We start from the raw sequence: 16602 nt of genomic DNA, 5'->3' as shown, positions 1-16602 counted from the left end.
TGCTTATCAAGAGCCAAAAGGTGAAATAAAAGGCTTTGTCACCTCATTGGTAGATCCCGTTAAATATCCGCTGGACATGCTACTTAATATCTACTGGCAACGCTGGGAAATAGAAGAAGGATACGGTGAACTTAAGCAAACCCAACTACAAAGCAAGGTGACGTTACGAAGCAAATTTGTTGAAGGTGTTAAGCAAGAATTGTGGGGAGTACTTATCGCTTATAATCTGGTTCGTTTAGAAATGGCAGCGATAGCAAAGGAAGCTAAAGTCGCGCCAACCCGTATCAGTTTTACTGCGGCAATAAGCTTGATAGATACACAATTAAGGTGGCTTGCTTTATCACCTGATGGAAAGCTGCCAGCGAAACTTAAGCAAATGCGAGCCGATATAAAACACTTTATCCTTCCAGATAAAAGAAAGCACCGAACGTATCCACGATCAGTGCTCTATATACCTAGCCGCTATCCACTTAAATATAAACAGTAATGCTTATCCGAATAGCATTACACTAAAAAGTGGGCATTTTTTGACTTGGATTAAATAACCAATACTTATTCGTCAGCATCACCAAGTGATAGTAACGTGGCATTCCCACCAATCGCAGTGATGTTATTTGTACGGGTTTTTTCGGTCACAAAACGGGTTAAATAGTGCGGTCCACCAGCTTTAGGACCTGTACCAGATAAACCTTGACCACCAAATGGTTGTACGCCAACGACTGCACCAATTTGGTTACGGTTAATATAAACGTTACCCACGTTTACTTTATCCGCCAAACTTAACGCATGACCTTCGTTACGGCTATGAATACCTAAGGTTAATCCAAAACCCGTGCTGTTGATTTCGTCAATCACTATAGCTAAGTCAGCCGCTTTATAGCGAATAACGTGTAATATTGGGCCAAAGTGTTCTTTTTCTAACACTTTAATTGAATCTATTTCAACCGCAGTTGGCGCAACAAAATGACCATTTTCAGTACCTGCAGGTAACTCAAGTTGATTAATTAATTTACCCACTTGTTTAATATGATCGATATGCGCATTTAAGTTCGCTTTGGCTGTTGCATCGATAACCGGTCCAACATCGGTTTTAACAGAGCTTGGATTGCCAATGGTTAATTGCTCCATTGCGCCTTTCATCACATCTAATACGCGATCGGCGATATCTTCTTGTAAAAACAATACCCGTAACGCTGAACAGCGTTGACCAGCACTGGTAAACGAAGAAGAAACAACATCATTAACCACTTGCTCAGGTTGTGACGTCGAGTCAACTACCATGGCATTTTGGCCACCGGTTTCAGCAATTAAAGGAATAATTGCACCGTCACGATTTGCCAATGTACGGTTAATTAATTTAGCGGTACCTGTAGAACCGGTGAAACATACGCCGCCAATACGTTCATCAGCAGTTAATGCTGATCCCACAACAGCGCCCGTACCCGGTAAGAATTGCAGCACATCAGCAGGAATACCCGCTTCATGTGCTAACTGAACCGCACGGTAACCAACTAAACAGGTTTGCTCAGCTGGTTTAGCTATCACGGTATTACCTGCAGCTAAAGCGGCACTGACTTGCCCTAAGAAGATGGCTAATGGGAAGTTCCAAGGGCTAATACACACAAAAATGCCTCGGCCTTGTAAAAACAACTCATTGAGTTCGCCTGTTGGGCCAGGAAGCAGTTCTGGTTTACCCATCATTTTCTTGGCTTGAACAGCATAGTAGCGACAGAAATCAACCGCTTCACGCACTTCGTCAATGCCATCTTGAATGCTTTTACCCGCTTCACGGGTACACAATGCAATTAATTCTTCACGGTTTTCTTCTAATAAATCCGCTAATTTTTGCAGGGCATTGGCACGAGTTTCAACCGGTGTGCGCGTCCAACGAGCAAACGCACTGTCTGCAGATGCTATGGCCGTTTCAATAGCTTGTTTATCAGCAAATGCCACCTTGCCCACCAGTTTCGTGGTGTCAAATGGGCTAACAACATCAACTACATCACCGGTTAACGTTTTGCCGTTAACTAATGGCCCAGCTTGCCACTGTGTTTGAGCATATTTCTCTAATGCCGCAAAAAATGGCTCAGACTCTGAAATAATGTTCATATTTAATCCTTTGGAATTTTTACGTTCTGCACCGAAAATATCAATTGGCTTAACAATCTTATGATTGGCAAAGCTCTTATACCCTTTTAATGTCACGAGTGGATGCACCACTAATGATTCAATTGGGGTTTTCGGGTCTACTAATTTGTGTACAAAAGAGGTGTTAGCACCATTTTCTAATAAACGGCGAACTAAGTACGGCAGTAAGTCTTTATGGGCTCCGATTGGCGCATAAATACGTACAGCCTTAGCACCGCTTTCCGCTAGCATGGTGTCATAAAGTTCTTGGCCCATGCCGTGTAAGCGCTGGAATTCATATAGGCGATCACCCGCCATAGCGCCAATACTGGCAACCGTTTGGGCGTTATGAGTCGCAAACTGTGGGTAAATGTTGCCGCGAGTGGCTTCAGACAGCAAAAAACGTGCACAAGCTAAATAAGAGACATCAGTGCCCGCTTTGCGCGTATAAAGTGGATACCCGCCTTCACCGGCTTGCTGTGCCCACTTTAATTCGCTGTCCCAATAAGCCCCTTTCACTAGACGCAATGGGATTTCATCGCCTTGCTCTTTAGCCAGACGATTGAACCAACATAAAGCTGGCAAACAACGCTTAGAATAAGCCTGAACAACAATACCTAACAGCCCCCAACCTTTGGCAGCATCTGATTGATAAAGTTTTTTGAATAATTTTAGAGACAACTCAAGGCGATCAACCTCTTCAGCATCGATAGAAATACCAATGTTCAGCTCGCGAGCTTGGACAATCAGCTTGATCACTGTTTCATACAATTCTGTTAATACGCGATCTTCATTCGCGACTTCATATCGAGGGTGAAGTGCAGACAGTTTGATTGAAATCGTTGGTCTTGGGGCTACAGCTTCATCATATTGCTGAGCGCCTAAATCGCGAATAGCGTTGCTATAGTCAGTAAAGTACTTTTGCGCATCTTTAGATGTTAGCGCCGCTTCACCCAACATGTCATAGCTGTGGGTATAACCCATTTCACGTTTTGCTTCGCTGTTTTTAAGGGCTTCTTTGACATTACGACCCAATACAAATTGTTTACCCATAATCTTCATCGCAGCCAACATGGCCTGACGAATAACAGGTTCACCGAGTCTATTGACTAAACGATTTAATAAATTGCTTGGGGTACCGTCTATTTTACGGTCAAGCTTCACAATTTTACCGGTTAACATCAGTCCCCAAGTAGAGGCGTTAACCAATACAGAGTCGCTTTTGCTCAGATGGGCATCCCACTTTGCCCCCGACAATTTATCGTCGATAAGAGCATCTGCAGTGTCGGCATCAGGAATACGTAAGAGTGCCTCTGCAAGGCACATTAAAATAATACCTTCTTGGGTTTCTAAGCTGTACTGCTGCAAAAAAGCATCAATGCCTACCATCAAGCCTTTCTTTTCAAATTGGCGTACTTTACTTACCAATTGATGGGCTCTGCTAGTCACCTTTTGAATTTCTTCATCTGACGAAGGCACTAGCGTAATTAACTCCGCTAAATATTGCTCTTCATCAACAATATAATTATCGGTGACGGCTTTAAATAACTCGTCGAGAGTGGCATTGTCATAGCGACCGCCCAGTACTTCACTCGCTTTGAACATCATAATCGCTTCCATCATGGTCAGTTGAAGGAGGGTAAAAACCAAGTTGTGTAATGTACATTGAAATGTTTTATTTTGTATACAATGTACGACGCGGCGGAGTATACAGTCAAAATGTGATCAAGAACACTGTCGAATAGTCGATAAATAGGCTGAAAATCGCATAAAGTGTAGCAGAAGGTGTACTTGTTTATATCAGATGTCTACAACACTGAAATACGATAAACAGCAATGTGTTTAAAGTCAGTGATTTAGTTGAATCTTAAAGCAAAGAAGCCAACACATTAGGTGTTGGCTTACTTATTTGAAAATAAGGTAAAAAAAGCAATCTAGCGACTACATCCAGCGACTATTTTTACGGCGCTGAGGACGAGGGAGGTAAACTAAAATAATACCGATTAAGGCGCCAATACCAGCAATAATGCCGCCTTGTTGCCACATTTTAAATTGCTGCTCATCTTTATCATTATTCACTTTGGCTCTGGCTGTGTCACGTTCAGTTAACGCAGTTTTTAATGCCGCTTGCAACTCAGTGACTTTTTGATTAGCCAGTTCAAGGTCTTGTGCTGCATTATCTGTATTCAATGAAATACTATTTAATTGCTCATTGACTTGAATTAGCTCTTTTTCCATCTCAGGAAAACGCGTTCTAAAACTTGGCTTATCGGTAACAAAATCACTGCGGATCCAACCTTCACGGTTTTTGTTATCAATAATTTGAGAATAATCACCTTCAGTTTTACCGTTGAATGTGATCGGCTGACCCGCTTCGACGCTACCGATAATACGAAATTCAGTACCTGGACCACCATGAATATAGGTGAATACATCATCTGAAACATAATGTGTCGATGCTTGAGCATGTGCGCCCATAGACAACAATATTAATGCAAAAAAATGAATGACTCTCAACACAATCTTTTCCCTAACGCTATCGACTAGCAGCCATGCTATTTATTTAATCCCATGAATGCAAGAAGGAAGTCATAAGACTTCCTTCTTAAACCACAATTAACTTCAGTTCTTAACTAAAAATATCTTTAATTATGTAGAAGAAAATAATTGATAGGCCTGCACCGGCTGGCAATGTCACGACCCATGACACAACAATATTACGTACCACACCGATATTAATTGCTGCAATACCACGCGCCATACCAACACCCAATACCGCACCCACTAATGTTTGTGTAGTAGAGATAGGTAAGCCCGTACCGGAAGCAATAACAACGGTTGATGCAGCAGCAAGCTCTGCAGCAAAACCACGGCTTGGGGTTAAGTGAGTAATGTTTTTACCGATAGTCTGCATTACACGCTTACCGAATAAGGCTAAACCTAAAACGATACCCACAGCGCCAAGCGGTAAAATCCACCATGCAAGCACAGATTTTGAGCCAATTACGCCACCGCTTTCAACAACTGATACGACAGCAGCTAAAGGACCAATTGCGTTTGCGACATCATTTGAACCGTGTGCGAAAGCCATACAACATGCGGTAACTACCATCAATATTGCGAACACTTTTTCTACGTTACCAAACTGGGTTTGACGGTCTGCTTTCTCGCTCATTTTCAAACGCGAAATAGCAACTTTACCAAACACGCCCACAGCAAAAGCAATGACACCTGCAAGTAAATAAGCTTCAAGTGTAGAGAAATGCAATCCAACGTGCTTTAAGCCTTTAGTGATGGTCACTAATGACATAACAAATCCTGCTAATGCCATATAGAAAGGCACATAACGTTTAGCATTGCCTAAAGGATCATCTGTATTGAAAATCAGTTTTTGGACACTTTGGAAAATGGTATAAGCGATAAAGCCTGAAATAGCTGGCGTTACAACCCAAGATCCAACAATACCAACTACCTTGCCCCACTCAACAGAATCAACACTCACTCCAACTGCCGCAAAACCAATAATTGCACCAATAATTGAATGAGTTGTAGATACAGGCCAGCCTAATGCCGAAGCAACCACTAACCAAATACCCGCAGCAAGTAGCGAACCAATCATGCCGAAAACTAAATATTCTGGCACATCAGTAAAGTAAGCAGCATCAATAATACCGTTTCGAATTGTACTGGTGACTTCTCCACCTGCTAAGAAAGCACCAGAAAACTCAAATATCATCGCGATGATGATCGCTTGTTTAATCGTAATGGCGTTAGAACCTACTGAGGTTCCCATAGCATTAGCGACGTCATTTGCGCCAATACCCCATGCCATCAAAAATCCAAATGCAGCCGCAATACCGATAAGCATCGGGCCGTTGGTGACTAATACATCAACCATGTCGTTTCCTTGATAACCTTGTGATTAGTTACGAGCTAACATTAGCTCTAGACGGGAACCTACACGCTCAGCAAGATCTGCTAAACCACCCACCCACTCGATAACTTTATATAAGAACATGACATCAACTGGATTCAATTCAGATTCAACAGCATACAGTTGACGACGAACTTGGATTTGAAGATCATCAGAATCTTCTTCAATACTATCCAACTCGTTGATCATTTTCGCAACTAAGTCGACTTCACGACCACGAAACCCTGTTTCGAGTAAGTCATCAAGCTCATTAATTGCTTGTTTTGCTAGAGTTACAGCATCAAGACAACGCTTAAGGTAAGCATTGAATGCTTCTTGAACTGGTTGAGGAATAACTAATTGACGGCCGATCATGCGGCCAGAAATATCTTTTGCCTTGTTAGCGATTTTGTCTTGTTGAGTTAATAACTCAAGCAAGTCAGTACGCTCAACTGGCATAAACAAACCACCAGGCAAAGTTAAGCGGATTTCTCGCTTTAACGAATCAGCTTCTTTTTCTAGCATGCTAATTTGTTTGCGAATTTTAACAGCTTCATCCCAATCGCCTGCCACAGTGGCATCGAAGAAAGGAACAAGGAGAACAGCACATTCATGAACTTTATCTATATGCTGTTCTAAAGGCTTTAAAGGTGATTTTGCAAACACACCTAAAATAGAGTTTACTGGCATTGCCGTTACCTATTTAATTAATTCCAACTTGGAAAAGCGGGCGCATGTTACCTCAAGCGTCCACATAAAGAAACAGTGTAGTTTCAATTTCTCACTACTGCGATTTACTCTTGCAGCTCAGAGTATAATTGATCTGAGCGACGCAATCCTAAGGGATTATTATTACAGAAATGTGACACCATGAACTAAATATGACGCATTTATGAACATTTGATTACAAGACGAGCTAGAAGTCAATGCACACTGAAACTGAGCTTAAACTATTTGTTGCCTTACAAGATTATGATTCACTAGTAAAAACACTTAATAACTTCCCCCATTCAACTTACGGTAAAAGTGATTTACTATTTAATCATTATTTCGATACCAGCACGCTTCAATTGGCGCAATGGGATATGGGATTAAGAATTAGGGGTTCAAAAAACCATCAGGAACAAACGATTAAAACGGCTGGCAATGTTGGATCTGGGCTTCATAGCAGGCCTGAATTTAATGTAACAACTGCAGAAAAAACACCTAACCTATTATTATTTCCTCAACATATTTGGCCAAACAATACAGATTTACATGCCTTAAATAACACATTAAAGGGTATTTTTGAGACCAACTTTAGCCGCGAAACCTGGTTGATGAAGTCCAATAGTTGCACGATTGAAATCGCATTAGATAAAGGCGAAGTGATTGCAGCGCAAAAAACAAAATTGATTAATGAATTAGAGCTTGAATTAATTACAGGCCAAACTGAAGATTTAATCGAGTTGGCATTGCAAATTGCCAACCTGATACCATTGAGATTGGCAGTGGAAAGCAAGGCATTAGCCGGTTACTTATTATCAGGTAAAGTGCCTTATCAATTCAAAACGGACTGGCCGAATCGATTAAACGACGCCATAGCATCGCCAACTCAAAATTTAAAACCACTTCTAAAGATAGCGTTAAATCATTGGCTTGAACTCGAGCGTTATTTGGAACACTTAAGCAACAACATAAGGGAGGCTAGTGAACAGACCCCTCCGATATTTCAATTAGAAAAAAATGCTGAATATGCTAAGTTTTTTAACCAATTAATACATTGTATTGGGATATTGCAAAGCCTAGCTTTTAACGATAAAAAGTTAAAAGCAAGGTTACTACTCGATAGCCAGATAGCGGCTTTTATTAAAATACTACCTAAAAAAGTGGCTTCATTTCATCAAAATTCTGCGTCACCTAAAGAATTATTGAGCATTGAGCCATTTTGGCGCGATATAGGATATGGCAAATTTCAATTAGTTTTATTGGCTTATCTGACTAGCTGACTAGCTGACTAGCTGACTAGCAATAACAAAATGTCATTTAACAATATCAAACAACAAGGGACTGATAATTAATCAGTCCCTTTGTTTATAAGCTCAATGACAGTGATTTTGTGAATATTTAACGGTCAACGATAATCATTGATTTCAAGCTAAAATTGATAGCTAGCCAAGTTATAGTCCTAATGCTTTAGCAATACGTTGGCTATAATCAACATCAGCCTGACTAAAATGAGCAAGCATTTTTTGTTGCACATCTAAGCTGGCCTGGCTTAAAGAGCCACTAATGGTCGCTACCAAACGTTGCTTTTCATCTTCTGAAAACATGCGGTATAAATTACCCGCTTGACTGAAATCATCTTGATTATAGCGGCTATAACGAGCAGCTTCGCCATCTAAACGCAGTGGCGGCTCAGCAAATTGAGCCGCTTCTTGTAATGAGTCCGCTGCAGTATTGGGACCATAATTCGCACTGGCATCGCCGCCCGTTTGGCTACCTTGATAAGGACAATGAGTTCCCGCCATTGCACCTGCACGTTGGTGATGGTTTGCTTTAGCGGCATGTGGACAATTCACCGGCAGCTGATTGTAATTTGTGCCAATACGGTAACGCTGTGCATCAGCATAAGAAAATAACCGTGCTTGTAACATTTTATCCGGTGATGCTCCTACGCCAGGCACTAAATTACTGGGTGCTAGTGCGACCTGCTCAACTTCTGCAAAATAGTTATTTGGCATACGATTAAGCTCAAGCTCACCAATTTCAATCAGTGGATAATCAGCATGTGGCCACACTTTGGTTAAATCAAACGGGTTGATGTGATAAGTATTTGCCTCAGCTTCAGGCATAATTTGCACGTTTACCGTCCATTTAGGAAAGTTTTTATCGGTAATAGCAATCACCATGTCACGTTGTGAAGAGTCAGGATCAATTCCTTTTAACTTATCAGCCTGTTCATTGGTTAAATTGACCACACCTTGCTGCGATTTAAAATGAAACTTCACCCAAAAACGTTCGCCTTTGGCATTCCAAAGTGAAAATGTGTGTGAGCCATAACCGTGCATTTGACGGTAATTCGCAGGGATACCACGATCTGACATTAAAATCGTCACTTGATGCATCGCTTCTGGGTTTTGTGCCCAAAAATCCCACATGGCCTGTGGATCTTTTAAATTAGTTTGCGGATGACGCTTTTGGGTATGAATAAAATCTGGAAACTTTATCCCATCGCGTAAAAAGAATGTCGGGGTGTTATTACCCACAATGTCATGATTACCGCGAGCGGTATAAAAACGTAAGCCAAAACCGCGAGGATCGCGTTCTGCATCTGCTGATCCCATTTCGCCGCCTACGGTAGAGAAGCGCACGAAAGTTTCAGTTTGCTTACCCACACCGTTAAAATGATCTGCAATCGTATATTCACTTAAATCTTTAGTCAGTGTAAAAGTACCATATACACCAGTACCTTTTGCATGAACCACACGCTCAGGAATGCGCTCACGATTAAAGTGGGCTAGCTTTTCGATAAGATGCCAATCCTGAAGTAACAAAGGGCCTCTTTCACCGGCAGAAAGCGAGTTTTGATCATCTGCTATGGGTGCGCCATTTTGGCTTGTTAAAAAATGTGAATTGTTCATATTTTCTCTCCTAATTACTTGCAAGTAACCATTGTTCAATTAAGTCATAAACGGTTGCCATGTTGCTTACCTCGGCTATCGTTATCGTATAAAGCGATAATAGAGCAATCAGGCAAACATAAAAAGCGATTAAAAACGATAATAGCAATCGTCTAAAGTAATCAGGATTTGATGATTTAAAGTAAAAATCGATTTGAAGTGTAATAAAAAGCCGAAGCATGCTTCGGCGTTTGGGTAAAATAATGAGGTTATTTTGAAGGCGGTTCCACGATTGGATCGCGATATAATTTCACTAAATAATAAGCATCAATTAACACAATGAAAAAATTGACTAATGCCACAGGAATAGCATCAATAGCTAGGCCATAAGCAACAAACAAAACTGCACCGACTAAATTCCACCAGCGAAGTTTTTTGATATTAGCCATCATTAAAGAAATGGCAACTACAACAGAGGCAAGATATCCCACCCATTCCCAAATTGTTGCGGTATCCATAGTTACTCCAAAAAAACGTTCATTGATTGAGTATAGCTTATTCCAATACGCAAAAATTAACGTTCAACAACCGCCGCAGTCATCCGTGAAATACAACACAAATCATTAGCACTGTTATGCACTAAAATTTCCCATACCGAGCTTCGCTTGCCAATATGAACGGGTCTAGCCGTTGCTGTTAAAGTGCCATTACGTGAAGCTTTTAAGTGATTAGCGTTTATCTCTTGGCCTACACAATAGAATTTAGTGAAATCGACAACAAAGTTAGCAGCATAACTCGCTACGGTTTCTGCTAATGCCACATTTGCGCCACCATGGACAATGCCTAATGGATTATGCACACTGGGATCCGCTGGCATAGTTGCTTTCATATAATCATCACCTATTTCGGTGATCTTAATGCCCAGCGTTCGCATAAGGGTGCCTTTACCGTTCATCCCTGCGTCTAAGCGCTCACAATCTTCCAGTGTGACTTCTCTAAACCAAATACTCATTGAATACATCCAGTTAACAATTATGCTTCCAGTGTACTGTGAGATGAAGTAAGAAGAAACTGCTAAAAATAGTGTAACGGGCATTATGACCAAAAAGGTTCTTTGCAACTCAATTTGACACTCATAATAATTTTAATAATAAGGTTGATTACATATATCTAGGACCCGAGCGATGATCACGGTGAAATCTATACTGGTTGATCAACATCATTAATTTGCAAAATGAACTTAGTAACATGCGTTAGATATAGAAAAGCAAAAAGGGAGCACTTAGCTCCCTTTGAAAAACACTGATATTAAATCAATGAATTAAAACTGCGCTACTAATGGATCTGAGCACAAAGTACTAGATGTTTGACAGATTTTATAAGTGACTGAACTTGCTGATACACTAAAGCGATCACGGTAGCGTCCATCATTATCTGTAGTGGCAATCATCTCACCATCACGATAAATATCCACACTTTCACCTAATGCACCATTCCAGGTTAGATCAACTAACGCACTGCCACGTCTTGACACCATAGTTCGAATCACGTCCGCTTCAATAACATGCTCAAACACTTCGACATCAGTACTAATGGCATTTTCATTACCTTCTGCATCCGTTACTGTTAAGCTAACTGAGTAAACACCTGCTGCAGAATAAGTATAAGTTGGACTGACATCCGCAGAAGTTGAGCCATCACCAAAGTCCCAAGCGTAAGTGGTAATATCATCATTAGCATCTGAACTTGTATCTGTGAATGTAACATTCAAGCCATCAACAACATAATCAAAACCAGCTATAGGTGCCGCAGGAGCTGCATCGCCTAGTCCTGATATTGTTAATCCCCAGTTGTTTAATGTCCCGACATCAGCCCCAACATTGTCAGACACGGATAATGTCCAATCACCCATGGCCATTTCACCATTGAAAGCACTTAAATCCCAAGATTTAACAATATCATCTGCACTGCCACCTTCGCGGTTATGTAAAACTGATTCAGTACCCGTTGGTGAAGTTAAAGTGACCACTAAATCACCGATCCAAGTATGAGAAATGTCAACACTTGCTGTTAAACCAAATACAGCGATATCATCTGGTACATTAATCGTGCTCGAAATACCAGCAGAATCATTATCCGGAATCGCGACCGCATTGTCATTTCTATATGGGAAGTCAGTTAACCCTTGTGGATAAACGGCTAAAGCTACAGATTTAGTTTTAACAGAGGCACCATCATCACCTGTGACAGTGATAACATAATCACCCCATGCTGCATTTGAGTCAGTGCTAACATCAACACTAAAATCATCACCTGCACCAACACTATTACTTGATAAACTCACACCATTTAAGCTAGGAGTAACATCAACAGTTAATGCTACTGTTGCATCCCATCCTGCAATGCTGCCTAGGTTAAAGTCATAGCTAACGGCACTGCCTGCTTCAACTTGTTGTGAAGCTGGGGAAACGGTGAAACGAAATCCTGGAGCTGGGTTAGCAGCATCTAGTGCAGAAGCTACATTTAATCGAGTTCCAGCAACGGTAAGCCCAGTTAAAGCGGCATTAGCATCACCCGACACCATAAGTAACTCTTTCATTTCGATTGGAGTAAGATCTGGATTAAGCGACCACACTAATGCTGCAGCACCTGTTACATGCGGCGTAGCCATAGATGTGCCAGAATAGGTATCATAACCACCTCCTGGAACGGTAGATAAAATAGCCGACCCTGGAGCCCCCATATCGACACTGGTTGGCCCCCACTGAGAGAAACTTGACATATTGTCATTACGATCGGTACTGGCAATGGCCATAACGGCATCTGAATCATAACTTGCTGGGTAACTTGGAGTGACGTCGTTATCATATGCGTCGTTACCTGCGGCAGCGACAAATAAAATACCTGCATCTCCAGCACTCTCGATAGCATCTTTTAATGCCTGACTGAAACCGCCACCGCCCCAAGAGTTATTAGTCGCTTTAACATCAATACCATGATTTAGTTTTAGGTTAGTCATGTAGTCAATACATGCAATTGCACCAGCGGTTGAACCTGAGCCATTTTCATCCAAGAACTGACAACCAATAATACTGACATCCCAATTGACACCAACTACACCGACCCCATTATTCCCTTTAGCCCCAATAGTGCCTGACACATGTGTTCCATGGCCATTACCGTCCATTGGGTCACCATTATTCGCATTTGCGTTATAACCGTGAATATCATCGATAACACCATTACCATCATCATCAATGCCGTTTCCTGCTATTTCGCCTGGGTTGACCCACATGTTGGCTTGTAAATCTGGATGGTTATAATCCACACCAGTATCAATCACACCAACTACAACATTACTGTCACCTGTAGAAATATCCCATGCCGCCACAGCATCAATATCGGCTCCCGATACACCACCGCTTTGACCTGTGTTATGTAACCCCCAAAGGTCAACAAAACTTGGGTCATCCGGCACCCCTATTGCCCGAACAATATAGTTAGGCTCGGCATATTTAACCGCGGGATGCTTGCTGATCATTTTGATCGCTTTTTGAATGTCAGCACCATTTTTTAAACTTAACCGAGCTAATTTTCCGTTGAGTAAATGACTGAATTTATCATCTACACCATCAGCGTTAACATCTTTAATCGTTGCACCAACCAACTTTTGGGCTGTTGAACGCTCAAATTTTGTTGCGTTGTCTTTATAGACAACCAAGATCGTATCTTGCTGGTAAGTTACTGCTTGCTTAGCCATCACTGGCACTGCAGATGTCATTGCCATTGCTGATGCGATAGCTAAAGCAACGGGTGTTATTTTAATCGACATATACTGGTTTCCTATCGTCCTTATTGATTCCAGAACCGGTAAAGCTAAATACGTTAACAAATGTCTCTATAGACTCAGGGTACACGATTTATCCGGCAATATTTTTGCACCAAGATTGTTGCCACATGCAAGGTTATTTGGAAAGTATGAGTTAGAAAAATACAACTTAACTACTAACCTAATTGACCTAACCCATAAGAGCTACCCACCAACAAAACAAACTCTAAGTAACTGTAATTGATAAATAAAATTAAAAAAATCATCTTTGAAACTCTAAATTATTCTTAAAAATAAATACCCATTCGTTTAATTGATATGCGTGTGCAGAGTCCGTAAGTTGGTCGGGTCATTTGACTCGTTCTAGTGAGTCATCGCCGCTACGTTTCACGTAATGCAAAGGAGTGTTCATGCTGATTTCGATGAAAAAAACGTTATCCATCACTCTCCTGCTGTCCAGCTTTGCAATGTCGGCCTATGCACATGAAGGTAAAAAAGATCCTCTTTTTGATGCTGATTTACCTATCACATTGCAAACCTTGTTAGAGAATAATAATCGTGGAGACATGATTAATATCATCCAACTCGGCATGTTAAACCAAGCAAGCATTTTGCAAGATGGAGAGTTAAATCACGCCTCTGTATTGCAGCTTGGGGACAACAATCAGGCACACATTGCGCAATATGGCGTGAATAATGAAATAGAGCTGTTACAAGCAGGCGAGCAAAATAATGCTTCGATAATCCAAACAGGAAATGATAATCAAGCACAATTAAGTCAACTAGGAAGTGCAAATTTTTCAATTGAACAGATTGCAGATGGTGCTGCAATCACAATAACGCAATATTAAACAGGGAGCGTCACATGAAATCGCAAGCAACTAAAACGTTATTAGCATTAGCCATTACTGCAGGCTTATCTTCAACAGCTTTTGCTAGTGAAGTCAGCAATATCTCAATTATGCAAGCAGGTGTTGGCCAAGATGTAAAATCAGAACAAACGGGTATTTTAAATCAATCAATCGCCAACCAAACTGGTAATGATCAAACCGCGACCATTTCTCAAAATGGTGTATGGCTAGAATCTTACGTGACATCAACTGGTGATGAAAATGACGTCGAAGTGACTCAAACTGATGACTGGCATATTTCTAATGTTGCATTAGAAGGAAATGAGAACTCGACAATCGTAACTCAAGATGGCTTCCTTAACCAAAGTGATGTAGAGGTTGTTGGCAATGTCAATATGGTGAATGTTGAGCAAAGCGGTGGTCTTAACGAAAGCAATATTGAACTGATTGGCGACGCAAACACTGCCACCGTTTCACAAGTGGGTGACGATAACTTTGCTGTTTTCCGAGTTCAAGGAAATGATAATGATGGTGACATCACTCAATTAGGTAATGGAAACCAAGCCGGTTTAATCGCCCTGGATTTTACGCCTAATATTGGTAACAACAACGATGTTACGACATACCAAGAAGGCAGCAGTAATATTGCAGGTGTTCGCGGTATAGCTGGTGACAACAATACCGTCGACATTGAACAAATTGGAAATTTGAACACAGGCTTTATTTACGCACTTGAAGGTTCAGATAATGATATTAGTATTGAACAAGAAGGTGATGGAAACGTTGCTGTTTTAGAGTTTACTACTGGTGATGACAATGATGTTGAAATTGACCAAGAAGGCCAATCGAATTCAGTTGGCGACACTTTGATTGCTGTCGTTGAAGGTAATGATAACAATATCGATATAGAGCAAGAAGGTGATGTTAACCAGGCTGAATTTGAAGTCTTGGGCGATGATAATGATGTCGATCTTGACCAAGAAGGCAATGCTAACTATGCCGGATTTGTGACTTACGGTAATGACAACGATTTTAATTTACTATCAGATGGTAACGATAATACAATTTTTGCACTCTCACTTGGCGATGATAATGATATCGAAATTGACCAAGAAGGCGATATGAACTTTGCATTAGTTGAAACCATAGGCAGCGATAATGAAGTTGATGTTGAACAAGATGGTAATAGCAATGAAGCATTAGTTTCAGTTATAGGTGAATCAAATACTCAAATAGATGTGACCCAGTCTGGTGACTTAAACTTGGTTGATTTACTTGTTGCTGGTAACGAAAATCTCGTTGATATCATGCAATCAGGTGATGGTAACTGGGTTGGCGGTGAAATGGATGGTGCATTTGCCATTACAGGTGACAATAATAGCTTTATCGTATCTCAAACGGGCAACGATAACATCGTAACTGGTTCACAATCAGGTGCAGACAATACAATTAGTGTGACGCAAGTCGGTGACTTCAATAGTGCGACTGTTATTCAAAACTAAATAACACTCACGATATAAACCAAAAGGGAGCTATTGCTCCCTTTTTTAACCTGTTTAATTCGTAATTAATTGACTAACTCAAAATGAGTTTGATACGTTTGTGCCCAACGTAATAATTCGACCCGATTTCGAGATTGGGTTTTACGGAAAATAGACGAAATATGCGCTTTAACTGTGTGTTCACTGATGCATAAACGATGGGCAATTTCTTTGTTACGCGCACCACTGGAAACCAATTGAATAATAGTTCTTTCTCTATTGGTAAGCATTTGTAGCATTGCGACAGTATCTTCAGGAATTTCGTTGTTATTATCGAGCTTTTGTACCAGTCGTCTAAACATCTTGCTGATTAAAGGCCTGTCGTACCAAAGTTCATCTGATACCATTTTACGTAAACCCGTTAACATTAAATCCATTCGTTGATCGGCATACAATAGTCCACGCACACCTAAAAGCAAAGCCGACTCTTGGTCTAATGAGCCCCGCTCCACTTGATACAAAGCGACCGGTACATGGTTAACAATACGAGAGACAAGTAAAGGGATGCCTTTATTATCTAGCGCCGCTCCTTTTTGGGCGACCAGATAAAAGCTATTGGATTTTTTTTCTAATTCTAATTCACCAGCATGCTTAACAATGCGGGTCTTCAATCCAATAGACTCAGCAAGAATAGCTAAATGGCATGGGGCAGACAATTGATGTAAAAACACCAACTCATACGTAGTTGAGCTCATTACTCTTCTCCCTGAAAAGTTTTATTACGTTCAAGCACACTATT

At 40.9% G+C, this 16602-nt stretch carries 13 protein-coding genes; 4 read left to right on the top strand and 9 right to left on the bottom strand.

Annotated features, from left to right (window positions below; genetic code table 11):
- A partial coding sequence (locus tag ORI98_RS12805; RefSeq protein WP_306135462.1) for a transposase occupies window positions 1-487 on the top strand: 487 nt, incomplete at its 5' end.
- A gap of 65 nt (window positions 488-552) precedes the next feature.
- Here ORI98_RS12805 and putA read toward each other — a convergent pair.
- From putA to ORI98_RS12785, 4 genes are all read right to left on the bottom strand, one after another.
- Entirely contained in the window at window positions 553-3747 is a 3195-nt protein-coding gene (gene putA, locus ORI98_RS12800; RefSeq protein ID WP_306135464.1) for a bifunctional proline dehydrogenase/L-glutamate gamma-semialdehyde dehydrogenase PutA, read from the bottom strand.
- Window positions 3748-4068: 321 nt separating this feature from the next.
- Window positions 4069-4647, bottom strand: a complete 579-nt coding sequence (locus ORI98_RS12795) for a TIGR04211 family SH3 domain-containing protein (RefSeq protein WP_306135461.1) — start codon at window positions 4645-4647, stop codon at window positions 4069-4071.
- A 109-nt stretch (window positions 4648-4756) separates the two neighbouring features.
- A complete protein-coding gene (locus tag ORI98_RS12790; RefSeq protein ID WP_306135460.1) occupies window positions 4757-6025 on the bottom strand; it encodes an inorganic phosphate transporter in 1269 nt (422 codons plus the stop codon).
- A 24-nt stretch (window positions 6026-6049) separates the two neighbouring features.
- Window positions 6050-6730 carry a TIGR00153 family protein gene (locus ORI98_RS12785; RefSeq protein WP_188840181.1) on the bottom strand — a complete coding sequence of 227 codons (681 nt, stop codon included), beginning with the start codon at window positions 6728-6730 and terminating at the stop codon, window positions 6050-6052.
- A gap of 236 nt (window positions 6731-6966) precedes the next feature.
- On the opposite strand from ORI98_RS12785, the gene ORI98_RS12780 reads away from it, so the two are divergent.
- Entirely contained in the window at window positions 6967-8028 is a 1062-nt protein-coding gene (locus ORI98_RS12780; RefSeq protein ID WP_306135459.1) for an inorganic triphosphatase, read from the top strand.
- Window positions 8029-8199: 171 nt separating this feature from the next.
- Here ORI98_RS12780 and katB read toward each other — a convergent pair whose 3' ends face one another.
- From katB to ORI98_RS12760, 4 genes are all read right to left on the bottom strand, one after another.
- Window positions 8200-9663, bottom strand: coding sequence for a catalase KatB (gene katB, locus ORI98_RS12775; protein ID WP_306135458.1), 1464 nt, complete (start codon window positions 9661-9663; stop codon window positions 8200-8202).
- Window positions 9664-9911: 248 nt separating this feature from the next.
- Window positions 9912-10160: a YgjV family protein gene (locus tag ORI98_RS12770; protein WP_261298492.1), complete on the bottom strand. Its 249-nt coding sequence runs from the start codon at window positions 10158-10160 to the stop codon at window positions 9912-9914.
- Between the two features lie 56 nt (window positions 10161-10216).
- Window positions 10217-10654 (bottom strand): PaaI family thioesterase, encoded by a 438-nt coding sequence (locus ORI98_RS12765; protein ID WP_261298491.1) that lies wholly within the window; start codon window positions 10652-10654, stop codon window positions 10217-10219.
- Window positions 10655-10963: 309 nt separating this feature from the next.
- Window positions 10964-13474 carry a S8 family serine peptidase gene (locus ORI98_RS12760; RefSeq protein WP_261298490.1) on the bottom strand — a complete coding sequence of 837 codons (2511 nt, stop codon included), beginning with the start codon at window positions 13472-13474 and terminating at the stop codon, window positions 10964-10966.
- Window positions 13475-13893: 419 nt separating this feature from the next.
- Here ORI98_RS12760 and ORI98_RS12755 point away from each other — a divergent pair, with 419 nt between their 5' ends.
- Window positions 13894-14322, top strand: a complete 429-nt coding sequence (locus ORI98_RS12755; protein ID WP_306135457.1) for a curlin — start codon at window positions 13894-13896, stop codon at window positions 14320-14322.
- A 14-nt stretch (window positions 14323-14336) separates the two neighbouring features.
- Window positions 14337-15824 (top strand): curlin, encoded by a 1488-nt coding sequence (locus ORI98_RS12750; protein WP_306135456.1) that lies wholly within the window; start codon window positions 14337-14339, stop codon window positions 15822-15824.
- Between the two features lie 65 nt (window positions 15825-15889).
- On the opposite strand, the gene ORI98_RS12745 is transcribed toward ORI98_RS12750, so the two are convergent.
- Window positions 15890-16558 (bottom strand): response regulator transcription factor, encoded by a 669-nt coding sequence (locus tag ORI98_RS12745; protein ID WP_261298487.1) that lies wholly within the window; start codon window positions 16556-16558, stop codon window positions 15890-15892.
- Window positions 16559-16602 lie beyond the last annotated feature (44 nt).

This window comes from Shewanella sp. ULN5 (assembly GCF_030731885.1).
In the GTDB taxonomy this organism is placed as follows: Bacteria; Pseudomonadota; Gammaproteobacteria; order Enterobacterales; family Shewanellaceae; genus Shewanella; species Shewanella holmiensis.
The sequence above is the reverse complement of the archived record's forward strand: the minus strand, read 5'-3'. Positions and strand labels throughout refer to the sequence as shown.